This window comes from Usitatibacter palustris, assembly GCF_013003985.1.
GTDB lineage: Bacteria > Pseudomonadota > Gammaproteobacteria > Burkholderiales > Usitatibacteraceae > Usitatibacter > Usitatibacter palustris.
Genome location: NZ_CP053073.1, coordinates 467,808 through 487,049 on the forward strand (window position 1 = coordinate 467,808; position 19,242 = coordinate 487,049).

Below are 19,242 nucleotides of genomic sequence, written 5' to 3' on the forward strand. Positions count from 1 at the left end.
ATGAGCGCGTTGAGCTCAACACACCGACTCAACGAACTCGACAGAATTCCTGGCGACCATAGCGCGTTGGCCCCACCCCTTCCCATCCCGAACAGGTCCGTGAAACGACGCCGCGCCGATGATATTGCGGATTGCCCGTGAGAAAGTAGGTCATCGCCAGGGCCTTACAAACAGAAAGCCCGACTTCATTCAGAAGTCGGGCTTTTTGCTTTTTTGAGCGCCCCGAACATGCGCTCGCTGCCGAAATCAGGCTGGCGGAGGACTTGGACTGAGCGGCCGCACTTCGCAGTAGCCTTCCTTCGCAGCCGGGCACTTTCCGGCCCATTTCACGGCTTCGTCGAGATTGGCGACGTCGATGAGGTAATAACCCCCCAGCTGTTCCTTCGTCTCGGCGTAGGGGCCGTCGGTCGCGCGCATCTTTCCGCCGCGGGCGGTCACGGTCGTGGCGGTCGATACGGGCTTCAACTCCGAGCCGCCGCGAAGGACGCCGGCGGAGACAAGCTCCTGCGTGTACGCCATGTACTCGCCGTAGGCCGCGTTGAGCTGGGACTCATCCATGCGGGCCCAGGCGCCTTCGTCGCCGTAGATCAGGATCATGTATTCCATGTCGTTCTCCTTGTAGCCCGGGGTGGGCCCTAGCTAGACGAATGGCGGCTCCCCGAATCGACACTTAGAATAGCCTCAAAAATCGCGACCTCATTCCGCCCGGAGGGGATATCGCAACCGAGCGCACGACGTACTCTGCCGCACTGGCCGCCCGGCTCGCCCGATTCGGGGGTCGCCTGCGCTCGTCGCCGCGGCTGAAGGGCGGGTTCCTGTTCTGCCTCGTCGCGCTCATCGCGATCGCCGCCGCGACGATTCCGCGCCCGGCCGAATCGCTCTTCGCCGACGGCGAGCGCCTCGCATTCGATGCGCAGATGCGGCTCCTGCGCGAGTACTTCCCGCGACCCATCGCCGACGACGTGGTCCTGATCGGCACCGACGACGAAACCGAGCAGGTTTTCACCGAGCCCATCGCGCTGTGGCATCGCCACTTTGCGCGCGTATTCCATGGACTTGCGAAGGCGCGGCCCGCCGCGGTCGGCGTCGACGTCGTCCTTCCCGAGCGATCCTTCGACGCGATCATGCCGGGGATCGATCGGGCGTTGATGCGCGGCCTCTTCGACATCAAGCGCTCGACAGTGCTGGTCTACGTCCAGGGGGTGAACAGCACGGGCGAACTTGTACCGGTGCAGGAGAATTTCCGTGGCATCGTCGGGCCGGAGAACCTGGGTATCGACCGGCAATTCAACGACCCGGACTCGGTCTCGCGGCGCTTCAGCGAGCGCGAGCTGGCTGCGTCGTCGGGAGCCGTGCCGACGCTTGCGGGACAGATCCTGCGCGGGTTGGGTCGGCCCGTGGAGGAGGGCTACATCGACTTCAGCGTTGGGCATCCCCTCGTACGCTACATACCCATCCAGCAAGTCGCGGAGTGGAGCGATGCGGGCGACGAAGCAAAATTGAAAGCGGCCTTCGGCGGGCGCATCGTGCTCATCGGCAGTCTCATCGGGACCACGGATCGCTGGATTTTTCCCGTGAAGCTGATCGAACTACCGGACGAAGCGAAGCGATCCGCGCAGATCACGGAAGCAGCGCGCCGGCTGCAATTGAGCCAGCCCGGCGTCGTGATCCACCTGCAGGTTCTGCGAAGCCACCTGGCCAACGGGCTGCTGAAACCGGTACCCGAGTGGATTCGCTGGATCCTCTGCGCGGTTGCCGCGCTGGCCGTGCTCATCCATTGGCGGCCGAGGACGGTCGCGCTCGCGTTCGTCGGAATCCCGCTGGCCCTGCTCGCAGCAAGCATGGCCACGGTTCGCAGCGCGCAGGTGCTGTTGCCCATCGCATCGGTGGTGCTGTGTTTCTGGACCGCGCTGGTCGCGCGAGGCATCTTCGACGCGGCCGAGGCCGTGGTGGAGCGGTTGCGCCTGCAGCGCTCCTTTGCGGGCCAGGTGAGCCCGGCCGTGATGAAGGAAATGCTTCACGGAGACCTCGCTCCCGGATTGAGCGGCCAGCTCGCGGACATCTGCGTCCTCTTCAGCGATGTGCGGGATTTCACAACGCTCTCCGAGAAGATGCCCCCCCAGATCGTGACGACTGTTCTGCAGCGCTACTTCGACCGCATGGTGCACGCTGTGCATCGATACGATGGAACGGTCGACAAGTTCATCGGCGACGGCATGATGGTGCTCTTCGGGGCGCCGCGAAAATCGCCCGATCCGTGCGGCGACGCGGTGCAGTGCGCGCTCGCGATGATGGCCGAGCTCGACGCATTGAATGTCGAGTTCGAGCGCGATGGACTGCCGACGCTCTCCATAGGAATCGGCGTAAACTACGGCTCGGTCACGGTCGGAAATATCGGGTCGTCGGAGCGGCACAATTACTCGGCGATCGGCGACGCAGTGAACGTCGCCGCACGAATTGAAGGACTCACGAAAGAGCTCGGCCGCAAGATCCTCATCACCGAGTCCGTCGTGAGCAGGATAGAACCCGAACGATTCCACTTCGATCCGCTGGGCACGCATGGCGTGAAAGGCCACAGCCCGGTGAAGGTCTGGGGAATTCGCACGATGCGGGTGGCGCCGGCAGCAGCCTGAAAGCGGAGGTCGACATGAGAACGATCCAGCGCGTAATTCTCCTCATCGCAGCATTCGCCGCCTCGGCGGCCCTCGCGTCCGAAGGAATCGCATTCCTCACGAACGTGAAGGGCGAAGTCGCCGTGGACGCGAACACTCGCCCCGCGGTCCTGGCAGAGCTCACGCGCGGCCAGAAGATCATCCTCGGCAAGGACGCGCACGCGGCGGTGATGTTCATCGCCACCGGCAAGGAGTACGTGCTGCGCGGCCCGGCTGACTACGTCGTGAAGGACACGGAGATCTCCGCCTCGAGCGGCGTGCCGCCTGTTACGCGCAACACGGAATGGCGCGCGAGCAACAAGGTGTTGGTCCAGGTGGCGCAGACCTCCGCGGCGAGCGTGCGCATGCGCTCCATTCCACCGCCGAAGGTCGAGCCCGCCGCGCGCCTCATCTATCCGACCGCCGGCAACATCGCGACCCTCCAGCCAACGCTGAAGTGGGCCTCGCCCGATCCGCAGGCGGAAGTGTCGCTGTCGGTCGTCGGCGTCGAGAAGCCCGTGCTGAATGCCAAGGCGCAGGGCAACGCCTACAAGGTGCCCGCCAAGCTCAAGCCCGATGCCGAGTACACCTGGGTCGTGAGCACGGCCTCCGGTGAGGTCGGCAGCGGCAAATTCCACACGCTCCCGTCCGAAGCGGTCCAGAGGATCGAGAAGCGCCGCCCCTCCGACAAGGCCGACTTCTCCGACCGGCTCCTGTTCGCGTTGTTGCTGCAGGAGATGGGCGCCACGCAGGAGGCTCGCGAGGCCTGGGCGAAGCTTGCCCAGGAGCGCACCGACCTCCCCGAGCTCGGCGCCCTCGCCCGATAGCCTCTCCCGCCGAAGCCCTCCATGAGCGATAATTTTTCGCTCATGAACGCTTTTTCCAATCGCCTCCTCGCGCTTGCCTGCGCGATGCTCGTCTCGGTGGCCTCGGCCTCCGACCGGGTGGCGCTGCTCATCGGCAACAACAACTACGCGGCCGCCCCGCTGCGTAATGCCGTCAACGATGCCCGCGATCTTTCGGAAGCGTTGAAGGAGCTGGGCTTCAAGGTGATCGTCCGGGAGAACACGACGCGCAAGGACATGGTCGATGCCATCCGCGAATTCGGCGCGGCGCTCGATGGCGCGAACACCGCGCTGTTTTTCTACGCCGGCCACGCGATGCAGTTCAAGGACCGCAACTACCTCGTCCCGATCGACGCCGCGATGGGCAGCGAGGAAGACGTGACATTCTTCTCGGTGGAGATCGGCCAGATCTTCGACCGCATGGATCGCGCAAAGACACGATTCAACTTCCTGGTCCTCGACGCGTGCCGCGACAACCCGTTCGCCGCGAGCTTCAAGGTGACGAGCTCGGGCCTCGCGCAGATGAGCTCGCCTTCGGGAACGTTGATCGCGTATGCCACGGCACCGGGTTCGGTTGCCGCGGATGGCTTCGGGCGCAATGGCATCTACACCAAGCACATCCTCCAGAACATCAAGGTCCCCGACCTTCCCGTCGAGATCATGTTCAAGCGCGTGCGCGAAAGCGTGGAGCGCGAGACGAAGAAGCAGCAGACGCCGTGGGACTCGTCTTCGCTCAAGGGCGACTTCGCCTTCAACTCCACGGGACGCGCGAGTGGCGGTTCGGCCGTTGCGTCTGGGCCCAGCGCCGACAGCCAGTTGCAGATCGAGCGCGAGTTCTGGATCAGCGTTCGCGACTCCACGCGTGCCGACGACATCCAGGCGTATCTCGACAAGTATCCGAGCGGCAACTTCTCGCCGCTCGCGCGCAATCGCCTCAATGCGCTGCTCCGTCCGGGCGTTGTCGCGGCGGCACCTGCGAGCGCGGCTCCCGCGTCGGCATCGCCTCCGGCTTCACCCGCGGCAACAGTTCCCGCGACGACCGCGCCCGCGCAGGCAGTGGAACCAAAGCCCGCGACGCAACGCGCCGAAACTGTGAAGGACGTCGCGAAGGCTGAGGCGAAACCCGAAGTCGTGGCCGCCGCACCCGCAAGCACCGCAGCCACCGCGCCTTCGCGGTCGGCCGCGATCACGGCGCCGGCAATGCCCACGCCCAAGCCGCCCGAGCAACCGGGCCGGGAAATCGCGCCGGGCGTTCGCGAGATCGAATTCTCCGATGGCTCGATCTATCGCGGCGGCATGCGCGGCACGGCGCTGCACGGCAAGGGCGAGTACGTCTCGAAGGCCTTCCAGTACCAGGGCGAGTTCAAGGAAGGCCAGAAGCACGGCGCGGGTCTCTACAACTGGGAGAACGGCGATCGCTACGAAGGCGAGTTCATCGACGATCGCCCGAGCGGCAAGGGAAAGTACAAGTTTTCGAACGGCGACGCGTACGAAGGAGATGTGCTCAACGGCGTGATCGTCGGCCGCGGAACCTACGTCTCGAAGAACGGCGACACGTTCGAAGGCTCGTTTACCGACGGAAGGCCCAATGGCACCGGCGTCTATCGCTTCGCGACGGGCGACCGCTACGAAGGCGAGATGGTCCTCGGCAAGCTCCAGGGCCGCGGCCGCTACTTCACCAGGGACGGCGACCGCATCGAGGCTCCCTTCGTAGACGGCAAGCCGCAGGGCAAGGGCAACTACCACTTCTCGAACAAGGACCGCTATGAAGGCGACATCAACGGCGGCGTGCTCTCCGGTGACGGCGCGTACTACTACTCGAGCGGCGCAAAGTACGAAGGACAGGTGAAGGAAGGCCGTCCGCAGGGCAAGGGCGTCTTCTGGTTCACCGACGGCTCGCGCTTCGAAGGCGAGTTCGACAACGGGCTCGCCCGCGCCAAGGGCGAGATCATTCGCGCCGACGGAACACGGGCCCCGGGGGAGATTGTCGAAGGGAATGCCAAAGTCTTGAATTAACGGTATAATTCCGTCTCAAGAACTTGGGAGTCTGAAATGGCCGAACGCAAACGCACCCGCCGCAACACCCTCGAGCGCCGCTGCCTTCCGAAGGCGTTCAAGCGCCTTTTCCACGGCGCGCCGAAGTCCATCTTCAAGATGCTCGAGGCGATCAAGAAGAACTGATCGCTTTTACGCGCATCGAAAAAAACGGCCGCCTCGCGCGGCCTTTTTTTTCGCCCTCCGCAAACGCAAGAATTGCTTACAACGACGCCGGGATAAAACGGGAATCGCCGCGGGTCGAACGTCTGTTCACACAGGCGCGACCATGCCCCGATCACCCGCAATTACTTTCGTGCTGCGCCATCGCGACCGCGACTGGCCCGACATCGAGCGCCTCGATGAAAGCGCGATCGACCGCGAGCCCTGGCGTTTTGTCGGTGGCCGCAATTCCTGGATCGCGCAGACGTACCTCCGGTTGCGTGCGTCGCTCGAGACGCTGGGGATCGAGGCACGCGTGTCCGATCGCTTCGTTCCCGGAACGCTGTGCATCGCCCACAAGGACGATGCCAACGAATTCCATAGCGAGGCGCACCGCTCGTTCCTGGTGATCGTCCGCGCGGATCGCTCGCCCGTGGGCGCGAGCGATTTCACCATCGTGCAGAACCACATCGCGCCACGCGATCGCGAGCGCTTCATTCCGCTCTGGCCCCAACCCGGGCTGCGGCCGCGCGAGGACCGGCGTGGCGAGCGCATCACCACGCTCGCGTACTTCGGTCGTCTCGCATCGGCACCTGCCTGGTTCACGTCGACGGCGTTTCACCGTGCATTGCGCGAACGCGGCGTGCGTTTCGAAGCGCGCGGCAAGGGATGGCACGACTACCGCGGCGTGGACGTCGCGCTCGCGGCGCGCACCGAAGCGGCGACCGTGCTCGCGACCAAGCCCGCGACGAAGCTCTACAACGCGTGGCTCGGAGAGGTTCCCGCGCTCGCCACACCCGAGCCCGCTTACGAAGAGCAGCGCCGTTCGCGGCTCGATTTCCTCGCGGTGCGTGATGACTGGGACGTGGTGCGCGCGATCGACTGGTTGCGCGCCGATCCGGCGCTCTACCGCGCGATGGTGGAGAACGGGCGGCAGCGCGCACGCGATTTCACGACGGCATCCATTCGCGAGGAGTGGTTGGCCCTCATCCAACGCGAGCTCATGCCGGCCTACGAGGCGGCGCGCTCGCGCCTGGATACGCGGCGGCTGTGGTACTTCGGGGGGATGACGCAGCAGAAATTCCTGAGCCGCTGGCATCGTGCACGCGTGGCCCTGGAACGCGCCGCGCTGCGGCCCCAGGCGACATTCGCGGCGGTGCGCCGCGGTGCGCCCGACTACCCGTCGCCGCTAGGCGAGAGCGCGGTCCACGACTTCGCGGACGTCGTTCGATAGCGCGTCGCGGGTGCGGATCGACTCCAGCGCCGCGCGCGCGTGCCCCTGGCGGGCTGCGTCGTACTTCTTCCAGCGATCGAACGAGCGTGCGAGCCCCGAGGCGATCTGCGGATTGAGCGCGTCGAGCGCCACGACCTGTTCGGCGACGAAGCGATAGCCGCTGCCGTCGGCCGCGTGGAAATGCACCGGGTTCGCCCGTGCGAACGCGAAGAGAAGCGATCGCGCGCGATTCGGATTGGCGAGCGTGAAAGCCGGGTGCTTGAGCAGCGCCTGCACGCGGTCGATCGCTCCGGCGAGTTCCGACGTCGCCTGCACGCGGAACCACTTGTCCACGACCAGCGCCTCGTCCTTCCACTTCTCGAAGAACATTCCGAGCGCGCGCTCGCGCTCCGCGCCGCTGGAGTTCGCGAGGCACTGCAGCGCGGCCATCGTGTCTGTCATGTTCTCGGCGCGGCGGTACTCGAGGAACGTGAGCGCGCGAGCGGTGGAATCATCGAGCTCCATGAGGTACGCGAGGGCCGCGTTGCGCAATGCGCGGCGGCCCGCGGCGCCGGCGTCGGGCGAATAGGCACCCGGCACCGAGAAATGGCGGAAGGCACCCTCGAAGCGCGTGCGATAGCGCGTGGCGAGGATGCGAATGACGCGCTTGCGCATTACGTGGATTGCGTCGGGATCGGCGACGTCCATCTGTTCGGCGAGAAACGATTCGGCCGGCAGCGCGAGGCATTCCGCGGCGAACGCGGGATCGCGCGCGGCATTGACCAGCACGCGGCCGATGGCGTCGATGTAGGCGGCCGGAATCTCGGGGACGTTTCCGGCTTGAATCGCCTTCACGCCGGCGAGGATGATGCGCGTGGCGAGCACGTCGCCGGCTTCCCAGCGATTGAATGCGTCGCTGTCGTAGGCCATGAGGTGCGTGAGGTCGGCATCGCTCCAGTCGCTGCGCAGCACGACCGGGGCCGAGAAGCCCCGCAGGAGTGAAGGCACCGGCATCGAGGGAACATCAACGAACACGAAGCGCTGCTCGGCTTCGCGAACGTCGAGGACACGGTTTGTGCCCTGGGCCCGCGGTTCGCCCTCGAGGCGCAGCGCCATGTCCGCGCCGTCGGCGGCCACGAGGCCCACCGCCATCGGAATGTGGAACGGCAGCTTCTCCGGCTGGCCGGCCGTGGGCGGGCATGACTGCTTCACCGTCAGCGTGTATTTCTGCGCCGTGGCGTCGTACTCACCGCGGCATGCCACCACCGGCGTTCCCGACTGCGAGTACCAGCGGCGGAATTGCGTGAGGTCGACCTTCGCGGCGTCTTCCATGGCGCGCACGAAGTCGTCGCACGTCACGGCCTGGCCGTCGTGCCGCTCGAAGTAGAGGTCCATCCCCCGCCGGAACGCTGCCTTGCCGATGATCGTGTGGATCATCCGCACGACTTCCGCGCCCTTGTCATAGACGGTCGGGGTGTAGAAATTGTTGATCTCGACGTACGTGTCGGGCCGCACGGGATGCGCCATCGGACCGGCGTCCTCGGCGAACTGCACCTCGCGTAACTTGCGGACATCCTGGATGCGGGCCACCGCGCGCGAATACTCGTCGGCGCCGTACTCCTGGTCGCGGAAGACCGTGAGGCCTTCCTTGAGCGAGAGTTGGAACCAGTCGCGGCAGGTCACGCGGTTGCCGGTCCAGTTGTGGAAATACTCGTGGGCCACCACGCGGTCGATCAGGTAGTAGTCCATGTCCGTCGCGGTGTCCGGACGGGCGAGCACGTACTTGGTGTTGAAGATGTTGAGGCCCTTGTTCTCCATCGCGCCCATGTTGAAGTCGCCCACGGCGACGATCATGAAGCGATCGAGGTCGAGCTCGAGGCCGAACACGGATTCATCCCACTGCATCGCCTTCTTGAGCGCGTGCAGCGTGAACCCGGCCTGGTCGACCTTGCCCGGCTCGACGTACACCTGCAGCAGCGCGTTCTTGCCCGAGCGCGTCGTGAACGAGCCCTCGAGGAGATCGAGCTTCGCCGCAACCATCGCGTAGAGATAGCAGGGCTTCGGGAAGGGATCCTCCCAGCGCGCCCAATGACGAGCACCTTCCTCGTCGCCGCTCGCCACGAGGTTGCCGTTGGCGAGCAACCGCGGGAAGCGTTCCTTGTCCGCGTGCAGCGTCACCAGGTACTTCGCCATCACGTCGGGACGATCGACGAAGTACGTGATGCAGCGGAACCCTTGCGCCTCGCATTGCGTGAACAGGCCGTCCTTCGTCGCGTAGAACCCTTCGAGGCGCGTGTTCTTCCACGGGTCGAAGCGAACGCGCGTCTCGAGCGTGAAGGCGTCGGGCACGGACTCGAGCCGCAAGTTCTGCGCATCGACCTTGTATTCGGACGCCGCCAGCGCGCGCCCGTCGATCGCGACCGACAGCAGCTCGATGTGCTCTCCATCGAGGACGAGCGTTCGCCCCGTGTCCTTCGACCCCGGATTGCGGCGCACCGCGAGGCGCGCGTGCACGGTCGCCCAGGGCTCGCGCACGTCGACATCGAGCTCGACGCGATCGATCAGGTACGGCGGAGGCGCGTAGTCCTTCAGCAGGACGGGCTGCGGATTCGGGTCACGCATGCGGCAGGAACCTTAGCTGGGTTTGCGGCGGAACAGCGCGGGCACCACAGCTTGCGGACCACGACGCGGCGGAGCGTCGCCTGCCTGCTGCGTTGCGGGTTCCTTGTCCGGCGCCGGTTCGTAGGGCTTCGAGAAGTCCATGGGCGGATGGTGCGAGGCGGGCCCGTTCGCAGGCTTCTGCGCGGGACGCGAGCGGCCCTTGTGCTCGTCGCGATCGCGCGGCTCGGCGCGGCGCTGGTTCTCGTTGCGCGGCGGCTTGTCCGAACGCGGCGGTTGCTTCTCCTGGCGCGCCGACTGGCCCTGCGAACGTCCTTGTCCCTGCGAACGGCCCTGGCCCTGCGAGCGGCCCTGGCCTTCGCCGCGCGGCTTGCCGCCGCCGCGTTGCCCGCCACGCTGCTCGCCGCGCTGCGGCGGCTTCTCGTCGCGATGCATCTCCTGCGACTGCGCGACGATCTCGGAGAGCCCCTGCACTTCGCGGCGCTCGACCTTCTTCTTGACCAGGCGCTCGACCGCTTCCATGAGCACGCGTTCTTCGCCGCTCACGAAGGAGATCGCCTCGCCTTCCAGGCCCGCGCGGCCGGTGCGGCCGATGCGGTGGACGTAATCTTCCGGGACATGCGGCAGGTCGAAGTTCACGACGTGCGGCAGCGCCTCGATGTCGAGGCCGCGCGCGGCGATGTCGGTGGCGACCAGCACGCGGATCTCGCCGGCCTTGAAGCCTTCGAGTGCACGGATGCGCGCGTTCTGCGCCTTGTTGCCGTGGATCGCGTCGGCGTTGATGCCGTCCCTCACGAGCTGGCTCGCGAGGCGGTTCGCACCATGCTTGGTCTTGCAGAACACGAGCACCTGCGACCAGTCGTGGGCCTTCACGAGGTGGGCGAGGAGTGCGCGCTTCTTGGCGCCGTCGACGTTGTACGCGTACTGCGTCACGGACTCGGCGGCGGTGTTGCGGCGCGCGACTTCGACCGTCGCGGGGTCATGCAGGAACTGCGCGGAGAGCCTGCGGATTTCGTCGGAGAACGTCGCCGAGAAGAGCAGGTTCTGCCGCTGGCGCGGCAGCAGCGCGATGATGCGCTTGATGTCGGGGATGAAGCCCATGTCGAGCATGCGATCGGCTTCGTCGAGCACGAGGATCTGCACCATGCGCAGGTCCACGGCCTTCTGGCCGATCAGATCGAGCAACCGGCCCGGGGTCGCGACCAGGATTTCCACGCCGCGGCGCAGCTCCTGGATCTGCGGATTGATGTTCACGCCGCCGTAGACGCAGAAGGGCCGCAGCGGGATGTGCTTCCCATAGGTCTTCACGCTTTCGAAGACCTGGATCGCGAGCTCGCGCGTGGGCGTGAGGATGAGGCAGCGCACCGGGTGCATCGCCGGCGAGAAGCTCTTGCTGGCACTCGGGGCCAGGCGCTGCAGCAGCGGCAGCGTGAATCCCGCGGTCTTGCCGGTGCCGGTTTGCGCGGCGCCGAGCAGGTCGCGTCCCGAAAGGACGATGGGAATGGCCTGGAGCTGGATGGGGGTGGGGGTGGTGTAGCCCTGCTCCGCGATGGCGCGAAGCAGCTCGGGCAGCAGCCCGAGGCTTTCGAAAGTACTGATGGCAATCTCCTGAAAAATCGGCCCGCGAAGGACTTGCCTTCGCAACCGGTTCAGGACGATGAATTGTGTGCTTCGGGGATTCGGCGCTGCGGGAGTACCGGGCGCGGAACAGGCGGGGTGGCAACCGGATAAGCCACCCACGACACCTGGACCGGAATTATACCGGAACCATGGCTTCCTGCTTGATTATTTTGGGTTTTTTCCCGGGTCAGTCGACCTTGGCCCCGGATTGCTGGACAACGACTCGCCACTTCTCGTACTCGGACTTCACGAACGCGCCGAAGCGTTCCGGGCTGCCGGCCATGGGATCGGCCCCTTCCTCGACCATCCGGGCCTCCACGACCTTCTCCTGGATGATCTCGTTCACGGCCTTGTTGAGCGCGTCGATCGCCTCGCGCGGCGTGCCCTTGGGGGCAAAGATCCCGAACCAGGAGCCCGCCTCGAACCCCGGAAAGCCGCGTTCGGCGACCGTGGGGACCTCGGGCATGGAGCGCGAACGCTTCACGCTGCTGACGGCAATGGCCGTGAGGTTGCCGGCCTTGATGTGCGCGATCACCGAGGGAATCGTCGCGAACATGAACTGCACGCGGCCCGTGAGCAGGTCCTTCAGTGCCTCCGCGCCCTTGTAGGGGATGTGCGTGGCCTCGAAGCCCGCGCGGGACGCGAGCATGTAGCCCGAAAGGTGCGAGGACGTGCCGATGCCGGTCGAGGCGTAGTTGAGGGCGCCCGGGTTCTTCTTCGCGTAGGCGACGAACTCCTCCATGGACTTCACGCCGGTGGACGGATGCACGACGAGCACGTTGGGGACGTCGGAGATCTGCGCGACCGGCACGAGGTCGGTGAGCGGGTTGTACGTGAGGCCCTTGTAGAGGGCCGGGTTCACGGCCATCGGGCCCACGGAATTCACGATGAGCGTGTAGCCGTCGGCGGGGGCGCGCACGGCGAGCTCGGTACCGATGTTGCCGCCCGCGCCGGGCTTGTTCTCGATCACGAAGGGTTGCTTGAAGCGGTCCGAGAGGCGCTGGGCAACGGTGCGCGCCATGATGTCCGTGGTTCCTCCCGCGGTGAAGGCCACGATGATCTTCACGGGCTTGTTGGGGTAGGTCGACTGCGCGAGGGCCGGGACGACGGCGAGCGACGCGGCGAGTGCCAGCGTGGCGCGGAAGGCGTGCGAACGGATCATGGTTTTCTCCTCCAGGTTCTTGGTGGCGACTCTAGCAACGCCGGCCGAGGCCCGGAAATAGGGAATTGCGAGCGGGACTATAAGTACGCGCGATAGGAGCTAGGCGGCCTGCTCGAGCAGGTCGGCCAGCGTCACGCCACACCAGGCGTTGCGGCGCACAAGCTTCACGACCACTTCGCGCAACTCGTCGCGCACGGCCGCGGCCGCGGGTGAGAGTCGGTCTCCGGGCAGCGCACCCAGGTAGTTCCGGCGGCGCAGCGTTGCGTCCGTGACTGGAATGACGCGCCAGTCGTCGGGACGGCTGCCGGCGACGCGCGTGGCGGCCCATGGCTGGATCGTCGCGGCGAGGTCTTCGCGCACCGAGGCCATCAGGAGCGGGAGCGAATCGATCTCGGCCACGAGGTTCGCGCGCAGGCCCGCGCGCTCGAGCTCGAGCGCGATGCGGCGGCGCAGGCCGTGCGTGCCGGTGGGCAGGATCATCGGGAGCGCAGCGGCCTCGGCGAGGCTCATGCGTTTGCGCCGCGCCGGAACCAGCTTGCTCGTGCGGTGCGCGATCACGAAGAGCTCCTCGTCGAGCAGCGGCTCGGCGATCATGCCCTCCACCGGGCCGAAGAGGATCGCGAGGTCGAGCTGCCCGAGCCGCGCGAGCTCGGCCACGTGCCCGCTCAGGCCCTCGACCACGGTGAGCACCACGCCCGGGAAGCGCGTGCGCAGGTGCTTCAGGAAATCGAGCCCCAGCGCCGCGACCGTGGTGGGCGCGACGCCCAGCGATACGGAGCCGCGCACTTCGCCCGGCGGGCGGCGCACGATCTCGCCGAGCTGGTCGAATTGCCGGAGCAGGAAGCGGGCGTGGTCGTAGAGCGCGCGGCCGGGCTCGGTGGGGGTGACGCCGCGCGAAGAGCGGCGAAGCAGGATCACGCCCAGCTCCGCCTCGAGATTCGCGAGCTGCTGGCTGAGCGCCGGCTGCGCGATGTGGATCGCGCGCGAAGCGGCGAGGAAGCTTCCCGCCTCGACGATGCGCACGAAATACCGGAGCTGGCGGATGTCGGCCATAGCGGCAGCTTATATCGCCTCACGCGATTCCGTATTTTCCGCGATCGAGCCCGCCGCCTAGAATCACGTCATGGATCCCGTGGATGTCCTGGTCGTCGGCGGTGGCAACGCCGCGCTGTGCGCTGCGCTCACTGCCCGCGAAGCCGGTGCCAGCGTGCTGCTGGCCGAGTGCGCCCCGGAGCCCCTGCGCGGCGGCAACAGCGTCCACACGCGAAATCTCCGCTGCATGCACGCCGCACCCGAGGACGTCCTCACCGAGGCGTATCTCGAAGACGAATACTGGGACGACCTGCGGCGCGTCACCGCGGGCATCACCGACGAGGCGCTCGCGCGCCTCGCGATCCGCGAATCGGGCACGGTGCGCCCGTGGATGGCGCGCCATGGCGTGCGCTTCCAGCCATCGCTGGGCGGCACGCTTCACCTCTCGCGCACCAACGCGTTCTTCCTCGGCGGCGGCAAGGCGCTCGTGAACGCGTACTTTCGCAGCGCGAAGGCGCTGGGCATCGAGGTGCGCTACGGCGCGCGCGTGACCAGGCTCGCGATCCGCGACGGCCATTTCGAATCGGCGACGATCGAGCACGCGGGTCGCACGGAGACGGTTCGTGCGAAGTGCATCGTGCTCGCCTCCGGCGGCTTCGAATCGAACCTCGAATGGCTGCGCGAAGTCTGGGGCCCGCCCGCGGACAACTTTCGCGTGCGCGGCACGGCCTTCAACCAGGGCGAGGTGTTGAAGCGCGTACTCGAAAGCGGCGCCACGCAGGTCGGCGATCCGTCGCAGGGCCACATGGTCGCGGTGGATGCGCGCTCGCCCAAGTACGACGGCGGCATCGTCACGCGCCTCGACTGCGTGTCGCTGGGCCTCGTGGTCAATCGCGAGGGCAAGCGCTTCCACGACGAAGGCGAGGACTTCTGGCCGAAGCGCTATGCGATCTGGGGGCGGCTCGTCGCGAAGCAGCCCGGGCAGGTGGCCTACGCGATCATCGATGCGAAGGCGATTGGCCGCTTCATGCCGCCCGTCTTTCCCGGCGAGCGCGCGGCCACACTGGGCGAGCTTGCGGCGAAGCTCGGTCTCTATCCGGCCGAGCTTGAAGCGACGGTCGCCGAATTCAACGCGGCGGTTCGCCCCGGCACGTTCGACCACGCGGTGCTCGACGACTGCCGCACCGAAGGCCTCGTGCCACCGAAGACGCACTGGGCGCGTGCGCTCGATACGCCGCCCTACACGGGCTACCCGCTTTGCCCGGGGCTCACGTTCACCTATCTCGGGGTCAAGGTGAACGACCGCGCGCAGGTTCGCTTTGGCGATGCGTGGAGTCCCAACGTGTTCGCGGCCGGCGAGATCATGGCGGGCAACATCCTCGGGCAGGGGTACCTCGCCGGCTTCGGCATGACGATCGGCACGGTTTTCGGACGCATCGCCGGAAGGGAGGCCGCGCGTGCAGTCGCTCATTGACCAGGTGGCGGCCGAATCCGGACTCACGCCCGGTGAGTCCGAAGTCGCGCGCCAGATGGTGATCTGCAACGCGTGCCGCTACTGCGAAGGCTACTGCGCGGTGTTTCCCGCGATGGAGCGGCGCCTCGAGTTCGGCCGCGGCGACGTGCAGTTCCTCGCGAACCTCTGCCATGACTGCGGTGCGTGCCTGCACGCCTGTCAGTACGCGCCGCCGCACGAGTTCGCGGTGAACGTACCCGCGGCGATGGCCGCCGTGCGCAGTACGACGTATGAGGCGCACGCGTGGCCCGCGGCGTTCGGCGCGCTCTATCGCCGCCAGGGCGCGTGGGTCGCCGCTGCGCTCGCCGGTGGCCTCGCGCTGTTCTTCCTGCTGGGCCTCGCGCGCAACGGCACACTTGCGGGCGCCGCGGATGGGCGCGGAAACTTCTACTCGGTCTTTCCGCACGGCCTCATGGTCACGATCTTCGGGCTCGCGTCGCTGTGGATCGTGCTCGCGTTCGCCATCGGCGTCGTGCGGTTCTGGCGCGGACTGCCGGTGCGTAACGATCCCGTCTCGATGACGGCGGCCACGGTGGACGCGGCCGGCGCTGCGCTGACGCTGCGCTATCTCGATGGCGGCGGCGATGGCTGCAACGTCGAAGACGACCGGCCCACGCATTGGCGCCGGCGCTTCCACCACCTCACGTTCTACGGCTTCGCGCTGTGCTTTGCCTCGACGAGCGTGGCGACGCTCTACCACTACGCGCTGGGCTGGCCCGCGCCGTATCCGTACCTCAGTCTTCCGGTCGTGCTGGGCACGGTGGGCGGCGTGGGTCTTCTCATCGGGCCGCTGGGCCTCATGGTGCTCGGCGGACGGCGGCATCCGATGCAATCGCATCGCGCGCAGAAGGCGATGGATCACGGCTTCCTCGTGTTGCTCTTCGCGACGAGCCTCACTGGCTTGCTGCTTCTCTTCCTCCGCGAGACGGCGGCGATGCCGGCGCTGCTCGCGGTCCACCTGGGCATCGTGCTCGCGTTGTTCGCAACACTCCCCTACGGAAAGTTCGCGCACGCGGTCTATCGCGTCGCGGCGTTGGCGAAGGACGCGATCGAGAAACGCCAGCCGCGCCATTTCGATGTCGGGAGCGAACCTTGAGCGCGCCGGTCCAGATCCTCATGTCGAAGCGTGCCGCGGGACATTTCGGCGCGGGTGTGGCCACGGCGATGGGCGAGCGGCCTTATCGCATCGTCCTGCTCGAAGACGTTCCGGCCGACGGCTCGCCGTGCGCGATCGACGTGGCACTGCTTTCGCGCGATGTCACCGGGCGCTCGGGGAAGTTCAAGATCACCGAGGCGCTCGCGCACTTCCTCGATGTGCTCGCGCGATCGCCGAACCTCGCCTGGGTTCAAACGCACTCGGCGGGAACCGACCGACCCACGTGGAAGCCGATCAAGGCGCGCGGCATCCGGCTCACGACGTCCTCGGGGATGGCGACCACGGTCGCGCTGAGTGCGGTGGGCGGCATCATCGCGCTCGCGCGCCGCTTTCCCGATCTCGCCGACGCGCAGCGCCGTCATGCGTGGGAACCACTGCTCGAGGAACGCGCGCCGCGCGACCTCGCGGGACAAACGGCCGTCATCGCGGGCCTGGGACCCATCGGCACGGAAGTCGCGCGCCTGCTGAAGGCGGTCGGCCTGCGGGTCGTCGGGATCCGCCGCGCCGCACAGCCGCATCTGCATTGCGACGAGACCGCGGCGTACGGAGATCTCGCGAAGTACCTGCCGAAGACGGACTGGCTCGTGCTCGCCTGCCCGCTCACCGAGCTCACGCGCGGGCTCGTCGATGCGGCCGCGATTGCGAGCTTGCCGAAGGGTGCTTGCATCGTGAACGTCGCGCGTGGCGAAGTGATCTCCGAGCAGGCCATGATCGAAGCACTGCGCGACGGGCACCTGGGCGGGGCCTGGCTCGATGTCTTCGAGTACGAGCCGCTCGATCCCGCCTCGCCGCTCTGGGACTTGCCACGCGTGATGATCTCGCCGCACTCTTCCGGCGCGGCCGACGGAAACTATGCCCGCGCCGGCGCGGTGTTCCTCGACAACCTGGCGCGCTGGCGAGAAGGCCGGCCGCTCGCCAACGAGGCGTCGCGCCTCGAGGCCTCGTGAAGGAGCTGCCATGACAAACATCGCCCACCTGCCGCTGCGCTCGATGAAGGACCAATGCACGCCCGAGGAGTGGAAGGCGCGCGTCGACCTCGCCGCGTGCTATCGCCTGCTCGCGCTCTACGAGATGTCGGACATGATCGCCAACCACGTTTCGATGCGCGTGCCCGGGCAGGACGGGGCCTTCCTCATCAACGCCTACGGAATGCTCTACGAGGAGATCACGGCATCGAGCCTCCTCAAGGTGGACTACGACGGGAACATCCTCGTGAAACCCGATTTCGGCGACCTCAACTACGGGGTCAACAAGGCGGGCTACGTGATCCACAGCGCCGTGCACCGCGCGCGGCACGACATCGATTGCGTGATCCACACGCACACGTGGGCGGGCATGGCGATTTCCGCGCTCGAGTGCGGACTGTTGCCGATCACGCAGACGGCAATGCGTTTCCTGAAGATCGGCTATCACGATTACCAGGGCGTGGTGCTCGATGCGCGCGAGCAGGAGTCGCTGCTGCGCGACATGGGCAACTCGGAGGCGTGCGTGCTGCGCAATCACGGCGTGCTGATCGTGGGGAAATCCGTGGGCGAAGCGTTCAACTGGTGCCATCGCTTCGAGCTTGCCGCGCGCGCGCAGCTTGCCGCGCAGGCCACGGGCCAGAAGATCACGGAAGTGCCGAAAGATGTGCTCGAGGAAACCTGGAAGAACTACCAGCCCGGCACGCGGCGCCCGTACGGTGTGATGGAGTGGCCCGCGCTGCTCCGCAAGCTCGACCGCATCGACCCGAGCTACCGCGACTGATCGATCGCCGCGTCGATCTCGTCGGCCGAGAGGCTCGTCCGATGCTTGTCGACCCAGAAGCCCCAGAGCACCAGCAGCCACTGCGCGTGGCCGACCCACGCGATCGCCGTCACGCTCGGGGGCGGTTCGCCGAAGACATTGCCCAGCTGGATGATCGCGAGGAAGGCCACGAGGCCCCACAGCGCCCAACGGCCGACCGCGTCACGCGCCTTCGTGAAGCGCATGTACAGCGCGACGCCGATCGCGAGGATCGTGAATTCCACGGCGAGCGTGCCGGGTAGCGAATTCCAGAGGCCCAGCCCGATGCGCTCGTCGGTGAACGGCGTGAGCGGCAGGTCGGGGCGGTGCACGATCGCGTCGAGCCCCCAGTGGCTCATCACCAGCAGCAGGATGACGATCGCTTCGCGCCACAGGCCGCGGATCGCGAAGTGCACGCCGCCCACCACGAACGCCCAGCCGGCGGCGGCCATCAGCGAGTGCGAGATCGGGTAGTGCTGGAAGTCGAGGGGCGTGACCCGCGTGATGCCCGGAGCGATCGCGACGCGCTCGACGCCGATCAGCAGCAGCGTGGGCCACAGGAGATCGATGAACTGCGCCGCGAGGAAAAGCCACCCCAGGCTGGCGCGGGGCGCCAACGGCTTCGCTGCGAAGGCTAGTCCGAAGTGTCCGATGAACACGGCGGCACTCTACCACCCGGACGTTACTTCGAGCGCTCCAGGGCCGCTTTGACTTCCGGACCCCACATGTCGACGAACGCGCGCCGGTTCTCGGCAAGCTCGGCATCCTCGTTCGCGAGCGTCTCGATTTCGGGCGCGAGGTTCTCGAGGATGGTGAGGTAGTAGCTCCACACCTCGAACGTGGATTTCTTCAGGCGCGAGATGCGGCCCAGGAAGCGGCGCGCATACGCCATGCGGAGGTTCGCGATGAGCTCGGCTTGCTGCGGCGTCGGGTCGTCGGCGGTCTCGAGGAGGATCAGCGCTTCCTCGATGCGCTCGCATTCCTGCTCGGGATCGGATTCCTGCTCGGCGCGCTCGAGGAGCCCGCGCGCTTCGATGATGTCTCGGTCAGCGGTCATGGCGCCATTTTCTCACGGCGCTACTGCTTCGCGGGCGCGGCCTTCTTCTTCTCTACGATGCGGTCGAGAACCACCGGGGGCTCGTTGCTATCGACCTGCTGCAACACGAGGCGCTTCGCCGTCGCGCGCACGACGCGAAAGTCGTAGCGCAGCGCCTTCCCGTCGTCCTCGTAGACCTTCAACCGGTCGCCCTCGAGCGTCCAGCGTGCCCTGGAGATCGAGGGCCGCGAATGGGTGTACGTGTTGAACAGCCGTTCGCCATCGTCCTTCGCGAACGAATACTCCTCGTCGAAGCAGTTCTCCTTGCAGAGGAACCCGCCGAGGATGAGCGGTTCGAGGTCGGCCGGAGCCTTCGCGAGAGCGAACGGCGTGACGAACGCCATGGCCGCAAAGAAAAGGCATCCGCGCATCACG

At 66.8% G+C, this 19,242-nt stretch carries 17 protein-coding genes and 1 rRNA gene; 10 read left to right on the forward strand and 8 right to left on the reverse strand.

What is annotated here, in order from left to right; translation table 11 throughout:
* Positions 1-48 precede the first annotated feature (48 nt).
* Positions 49-162 (forward strand): 5S ribosomal RNA (gene rrf / locus DSM104440_RS02590).
* An 84-nt stretch (positions 163-246) separates the two neighbouring features.
* On the opposite strand, the gene DSM104440_RS02595 is transcribed toward rrf, so the two are convergent.
* Entirely contained in the window at positions 247-606 is a 360-nt protein-coding gene (locus DSM104440_RS02595) for a YciI family protein (RefSeq protein ID WP_171160458.1), read from the reverse strand.
* Between the two features lie 251 nt (positions 607-857).
* Here DSM104440_RS02595 and DSM104440_RS02600 point away from each other — a divergent pair, with 251 nt between their 5' ends.
* From DSM104440_RS02600 to DSM104440_RS02615, 5 genes are all read left to right on the forward strand, one after another.
* A complete protein-coding gene (locus DSM104440_RS02600; protein WP_246212136.1) occupies positions 858-2,633 on the forward strand; it encodes an adenylate/guanylate cyclase domain-containing protein in 1,776 nt (591 codons plus the stop codon).
* A 14-nt stretch (positions 2,634-2,647) separates the two neighbouring features.
* Positions 2,648-3,478 (forward strand): hypothetical protein, encoded by an 831-nt coding sequence (locus tag DSM104440_RS02605; protein WP_171160460.1) that lies wholly within the window; start codon positions 2,648-2,650, stop codon positions 3,476-3,478.
* 21 nt (positions 3,479-3,499) lie between these two features.
* Positions 3,500-5,512, forward strand: a complete 2,013-nt coding sequence (locus DSM104440_RS02610) for a caspase family protein (RefSeq protein ID WP_171160461.1) — start codon at positions 3,500-3,502, stop codon at positions 5,510-5,512.
* Between the two features lie 36 nt (positions 5,513-5,548).
* Positions 5,549-5,677, forward strand: a complete 129-nt coding sequence (locus DSM104440_RS19460) for a hypothetical protein (RefSeq protein ID WP_281357026.1) — start codon at positions 5,549-5,551, stop codon at positions 5,675-5,677.
* A 142-nt stretch (positions 5,678-5,819) separates the two neighbouring features.
* Complete coding sequence (locus DSM104440_RS02615) at positions 5,820-6,926, forward strand: glycosyltransferase (RefSeq protein ID WP_171160462.1); 1,107 nt, start codon at positions 5,820-5,822, stop codon at positions 6,924-6,926.
* On the opposite strand, the gene pepN is transcribed toward DSM104440_RS02615, so the two are convergent.
* From pepN to DSM104440_RS02635, 4 genes are all read right to left on the reverse strand, one after another.
* A complete protein-coding gene (pepN, locus tag DSM104440_RS02620; protein ID WP_171160463.1) occupies positions 6,882-9,527 on the reverse strand; it encodes an aminopeptidase N in 2,646 nt (881 codons plus the stop codon). The genes DSM104440_RS02615 and pepN overlap by 45 nt on opposite strands.
* A 12-nt stretch (positions 9,528-9,539) precedes the next feature.
* A complete protein-coding gene (locus tag DSM104440_RS02625) occupies positions 9,540-11,168 on the reverse strand; it encodes a DEAD/DEAH box helicase (RefSeq protein ID WP_425509646.1) in 1,629 nt (542 codons plus the stop codon).
* A 163-nt stretch (positions 11,169-11,331) separates the two neighbouring features.
* Positions 11,332-12,306 (reverse strand): Bug family tripartite tricarboxylate transporter substrate binding protein, encoded by a 975-nt coding sequence (locus DSM104440_RS02630; protein WP_171160464.1) that lies wholly within the window; start codon positions 12,304-12,306, stop codon positions 11,332-11,334.
* Between the two features lie 99 nt (positions 12,307-12,405).
* The gene (locus DSM104440_RS02635; protein WP_171160465.1) at positions 12,406-13,359 is read right to left on the reverse strand and encodes a LysR substrate-binding domain-containing protein; all 954 of its coding nucleotides are present in this window, start codon (positions 13,357-13,359) and stop codon (positions 12,406-12,408) included.
* A gap of 70 nt (positions 13,360-13,429) precedes the next feature.
* On the opposite strand from DSM104440_RS02635, the gene tcuA reads away from it, so the two are divergent.
* Genes tcuA through DSM104440_RS02655 form a run of 4 tightly spaced genes read left to right on the forward strand, consistent with a single transcriptional unit; the run spans position 13,430 to position 17,753 of the window.
* Positions 13,430-14,812 carry an FAD-dependent tricarballylate dehydrogenase TcuA gene (tcuA, locus tag DSM104440_RS02640; protein WP_171160466.1) on the forward strand — a complete coding sequence of 461 codons (1,383 nt, stop codon included), beginning with the start codon at positions 13,430-13,432 and terminating at the stop codon, positions 14,810-14,812.
* Complete coding sequence (gene tcuB / locus DSM104440_RS02645; RefSeq protein ID WP_171160467.1) at positions 14,796-15,947, forward strand: tricarballylate utilization 4Fe-4S protein TcuB; 1,152 nt, start codon at positions 14,796-14,798, stop codon at positions 15,945-15,947. The genes tcuA and tcuB overlap by 17 nt, the downstream gene beginning before the upstream one ends.
* Positions 15,944-16,954 carry a D-2-hydroxyacid dehydrogenase gene (locus DSM104440_RS02650; RefSeq protein ID WP_212758181.1) on the forward strand — a complete coding sequence of 337 codons (1,011 nt, stop codon included), beginning with the start codon at positions 15,944-15,946 and terminating at the stop codon, positions 16,952-16,954. Before tcuB ends, DSM104440_RS02650 begins: the two co-directional genes overlap by 4 nt.
* 10 nt (positions 16,955-16,964) lie before the next feature.
* Positions 16,965-17,753, forward strand: coding sequence for a class II aldolase/adducin family protein (locus DSM104440_RS02655; protein WP_212758182.1), 789 nt, complete (start codon positions 16,965-16,967; stop codon positions 17,751-17,753).
* Here the strand turns inward: DSM104440_RS02655 and DSM104440_RS02660 are convergent.
* The 3 genes from DSM104440_RS02660 to DSM104440_RS02670 are packed head-to-tail and all read right to left on the reverse strand — an operon-like array spanning position 17,741 to position 19,241.
* Entirely contained in the window at positions 17,741-18,430 is a 690-nt protein-coding gene (locus DSM104440_RS02660; protein WP_171160468.1) for a hypothetical protein, read from the reverse strand. The two genes, DSM104440_RS02655 and DSM104440_RS02660, sit on opposite strands and share 13 nt — an antisense overlap.
* A 23-nt stretch (positions 18,431-18,453) precedes the next feature.
* Positions 18,454-18,828, reverse strand: coding sequence for a hypothetical protein (locus DSM104440_RS02665; protein ID WP_171160469.1), 375 nt, complete (start codon positions 18,826-18,828; stop codon positions 18,454-18,456).
* A 20-nt stretch (positions 18,829-18,848) separates the two neighbouring features.
* Positions 18,849-19,241, reverse strand: coding sequence for a hypothetical protein (locus tag DSM104440_RS02670; protein WP_212758183.1), 393 nt, complete (start codon positions 19,239-19,241; stop codon positions 18,849-18,851).
* Position 19,242: the final 1 nt, after the last annotated feature.

Bases quoted from the DNA above. Each gene is read 5' to 3' on its own strand.
- DSM104440_RS02615 (WP_171160462.1), top strand. From the start codon at position 5,820: ATGCCCCGATCACCCGCAATTACTTTCGTGCTGCGCCATCGCGACCGC.
- DSM104440_RS02610 (WP_171160461.1), top strand. From the start codon at position 3,500: ATGAGCGATAATTTTTCGCTCATGAACGCTTTTTCCAATCGCCTCCTC.
- DSM104440_RS02630 (WP_171160464.1), bottom strand. From the start codon at position 12,306: ATGATCCGTTCGCACGCCTTCCGCGCCACGCTGGCACTCGCCGCGTCG.
- DSM104440_RS02595 (WP_171160458.1), bottom strand. From the start codon at position 606: ATGGAATACATGATCCTGATCTACGGCGACGAAGGCGCCTGGGCCCGC.
- DSM104440_RS02665 (WP_171160469.1), bottom strand. From the start codon at position 18,828: ATGACCGCTGACCGAGACATCATCGAAGCGCGCGGGCTCCTCGAGCGC.
- tcuA (WP_171160466.1), top strand. From the start codon at position 13,430: ATGGATCCCGTGGATGTCCTGGTCGTCGGCGGTGGCAACGCCGCGCTG.
- DSM104440_RS02605 (WP_171160460.1), top strand. From the start codon at position 2,648: ATGAGAACGATCCAGCGCGTAATTCTCCTCATCGCAGCATTCGCCGCC.
- DSM104440_RS02655 (WP_212758182.1), top strand. From the start codon at position 16,965: ATGACAAACATCGCCCACCTGCCGCTGCGCTCGATGAAGGACCAATGC.
- pepN (WP_171160463.1), bottom strand. From the start codon at position 9,527: ATGCGTGACCCGAATCCGCAGCCCGTCCTGCTGAAGGACTACGCGCCT.
- DSM104440_RS19460 (WP_281357026.1), top strand. From the start codon at position 5,549: ATGGCCGAACGCAAACGCACCCGCCGCAACACCCTCGAGCGCCGCTGC.
- DSM104440_RS02635 (WP_171160465.1), bottom strand. From the start codon at position 13,359: ATGGCCGACATCCGCCAGCTCCGGTATTTCGTGCGCATCGTCGAGGCG.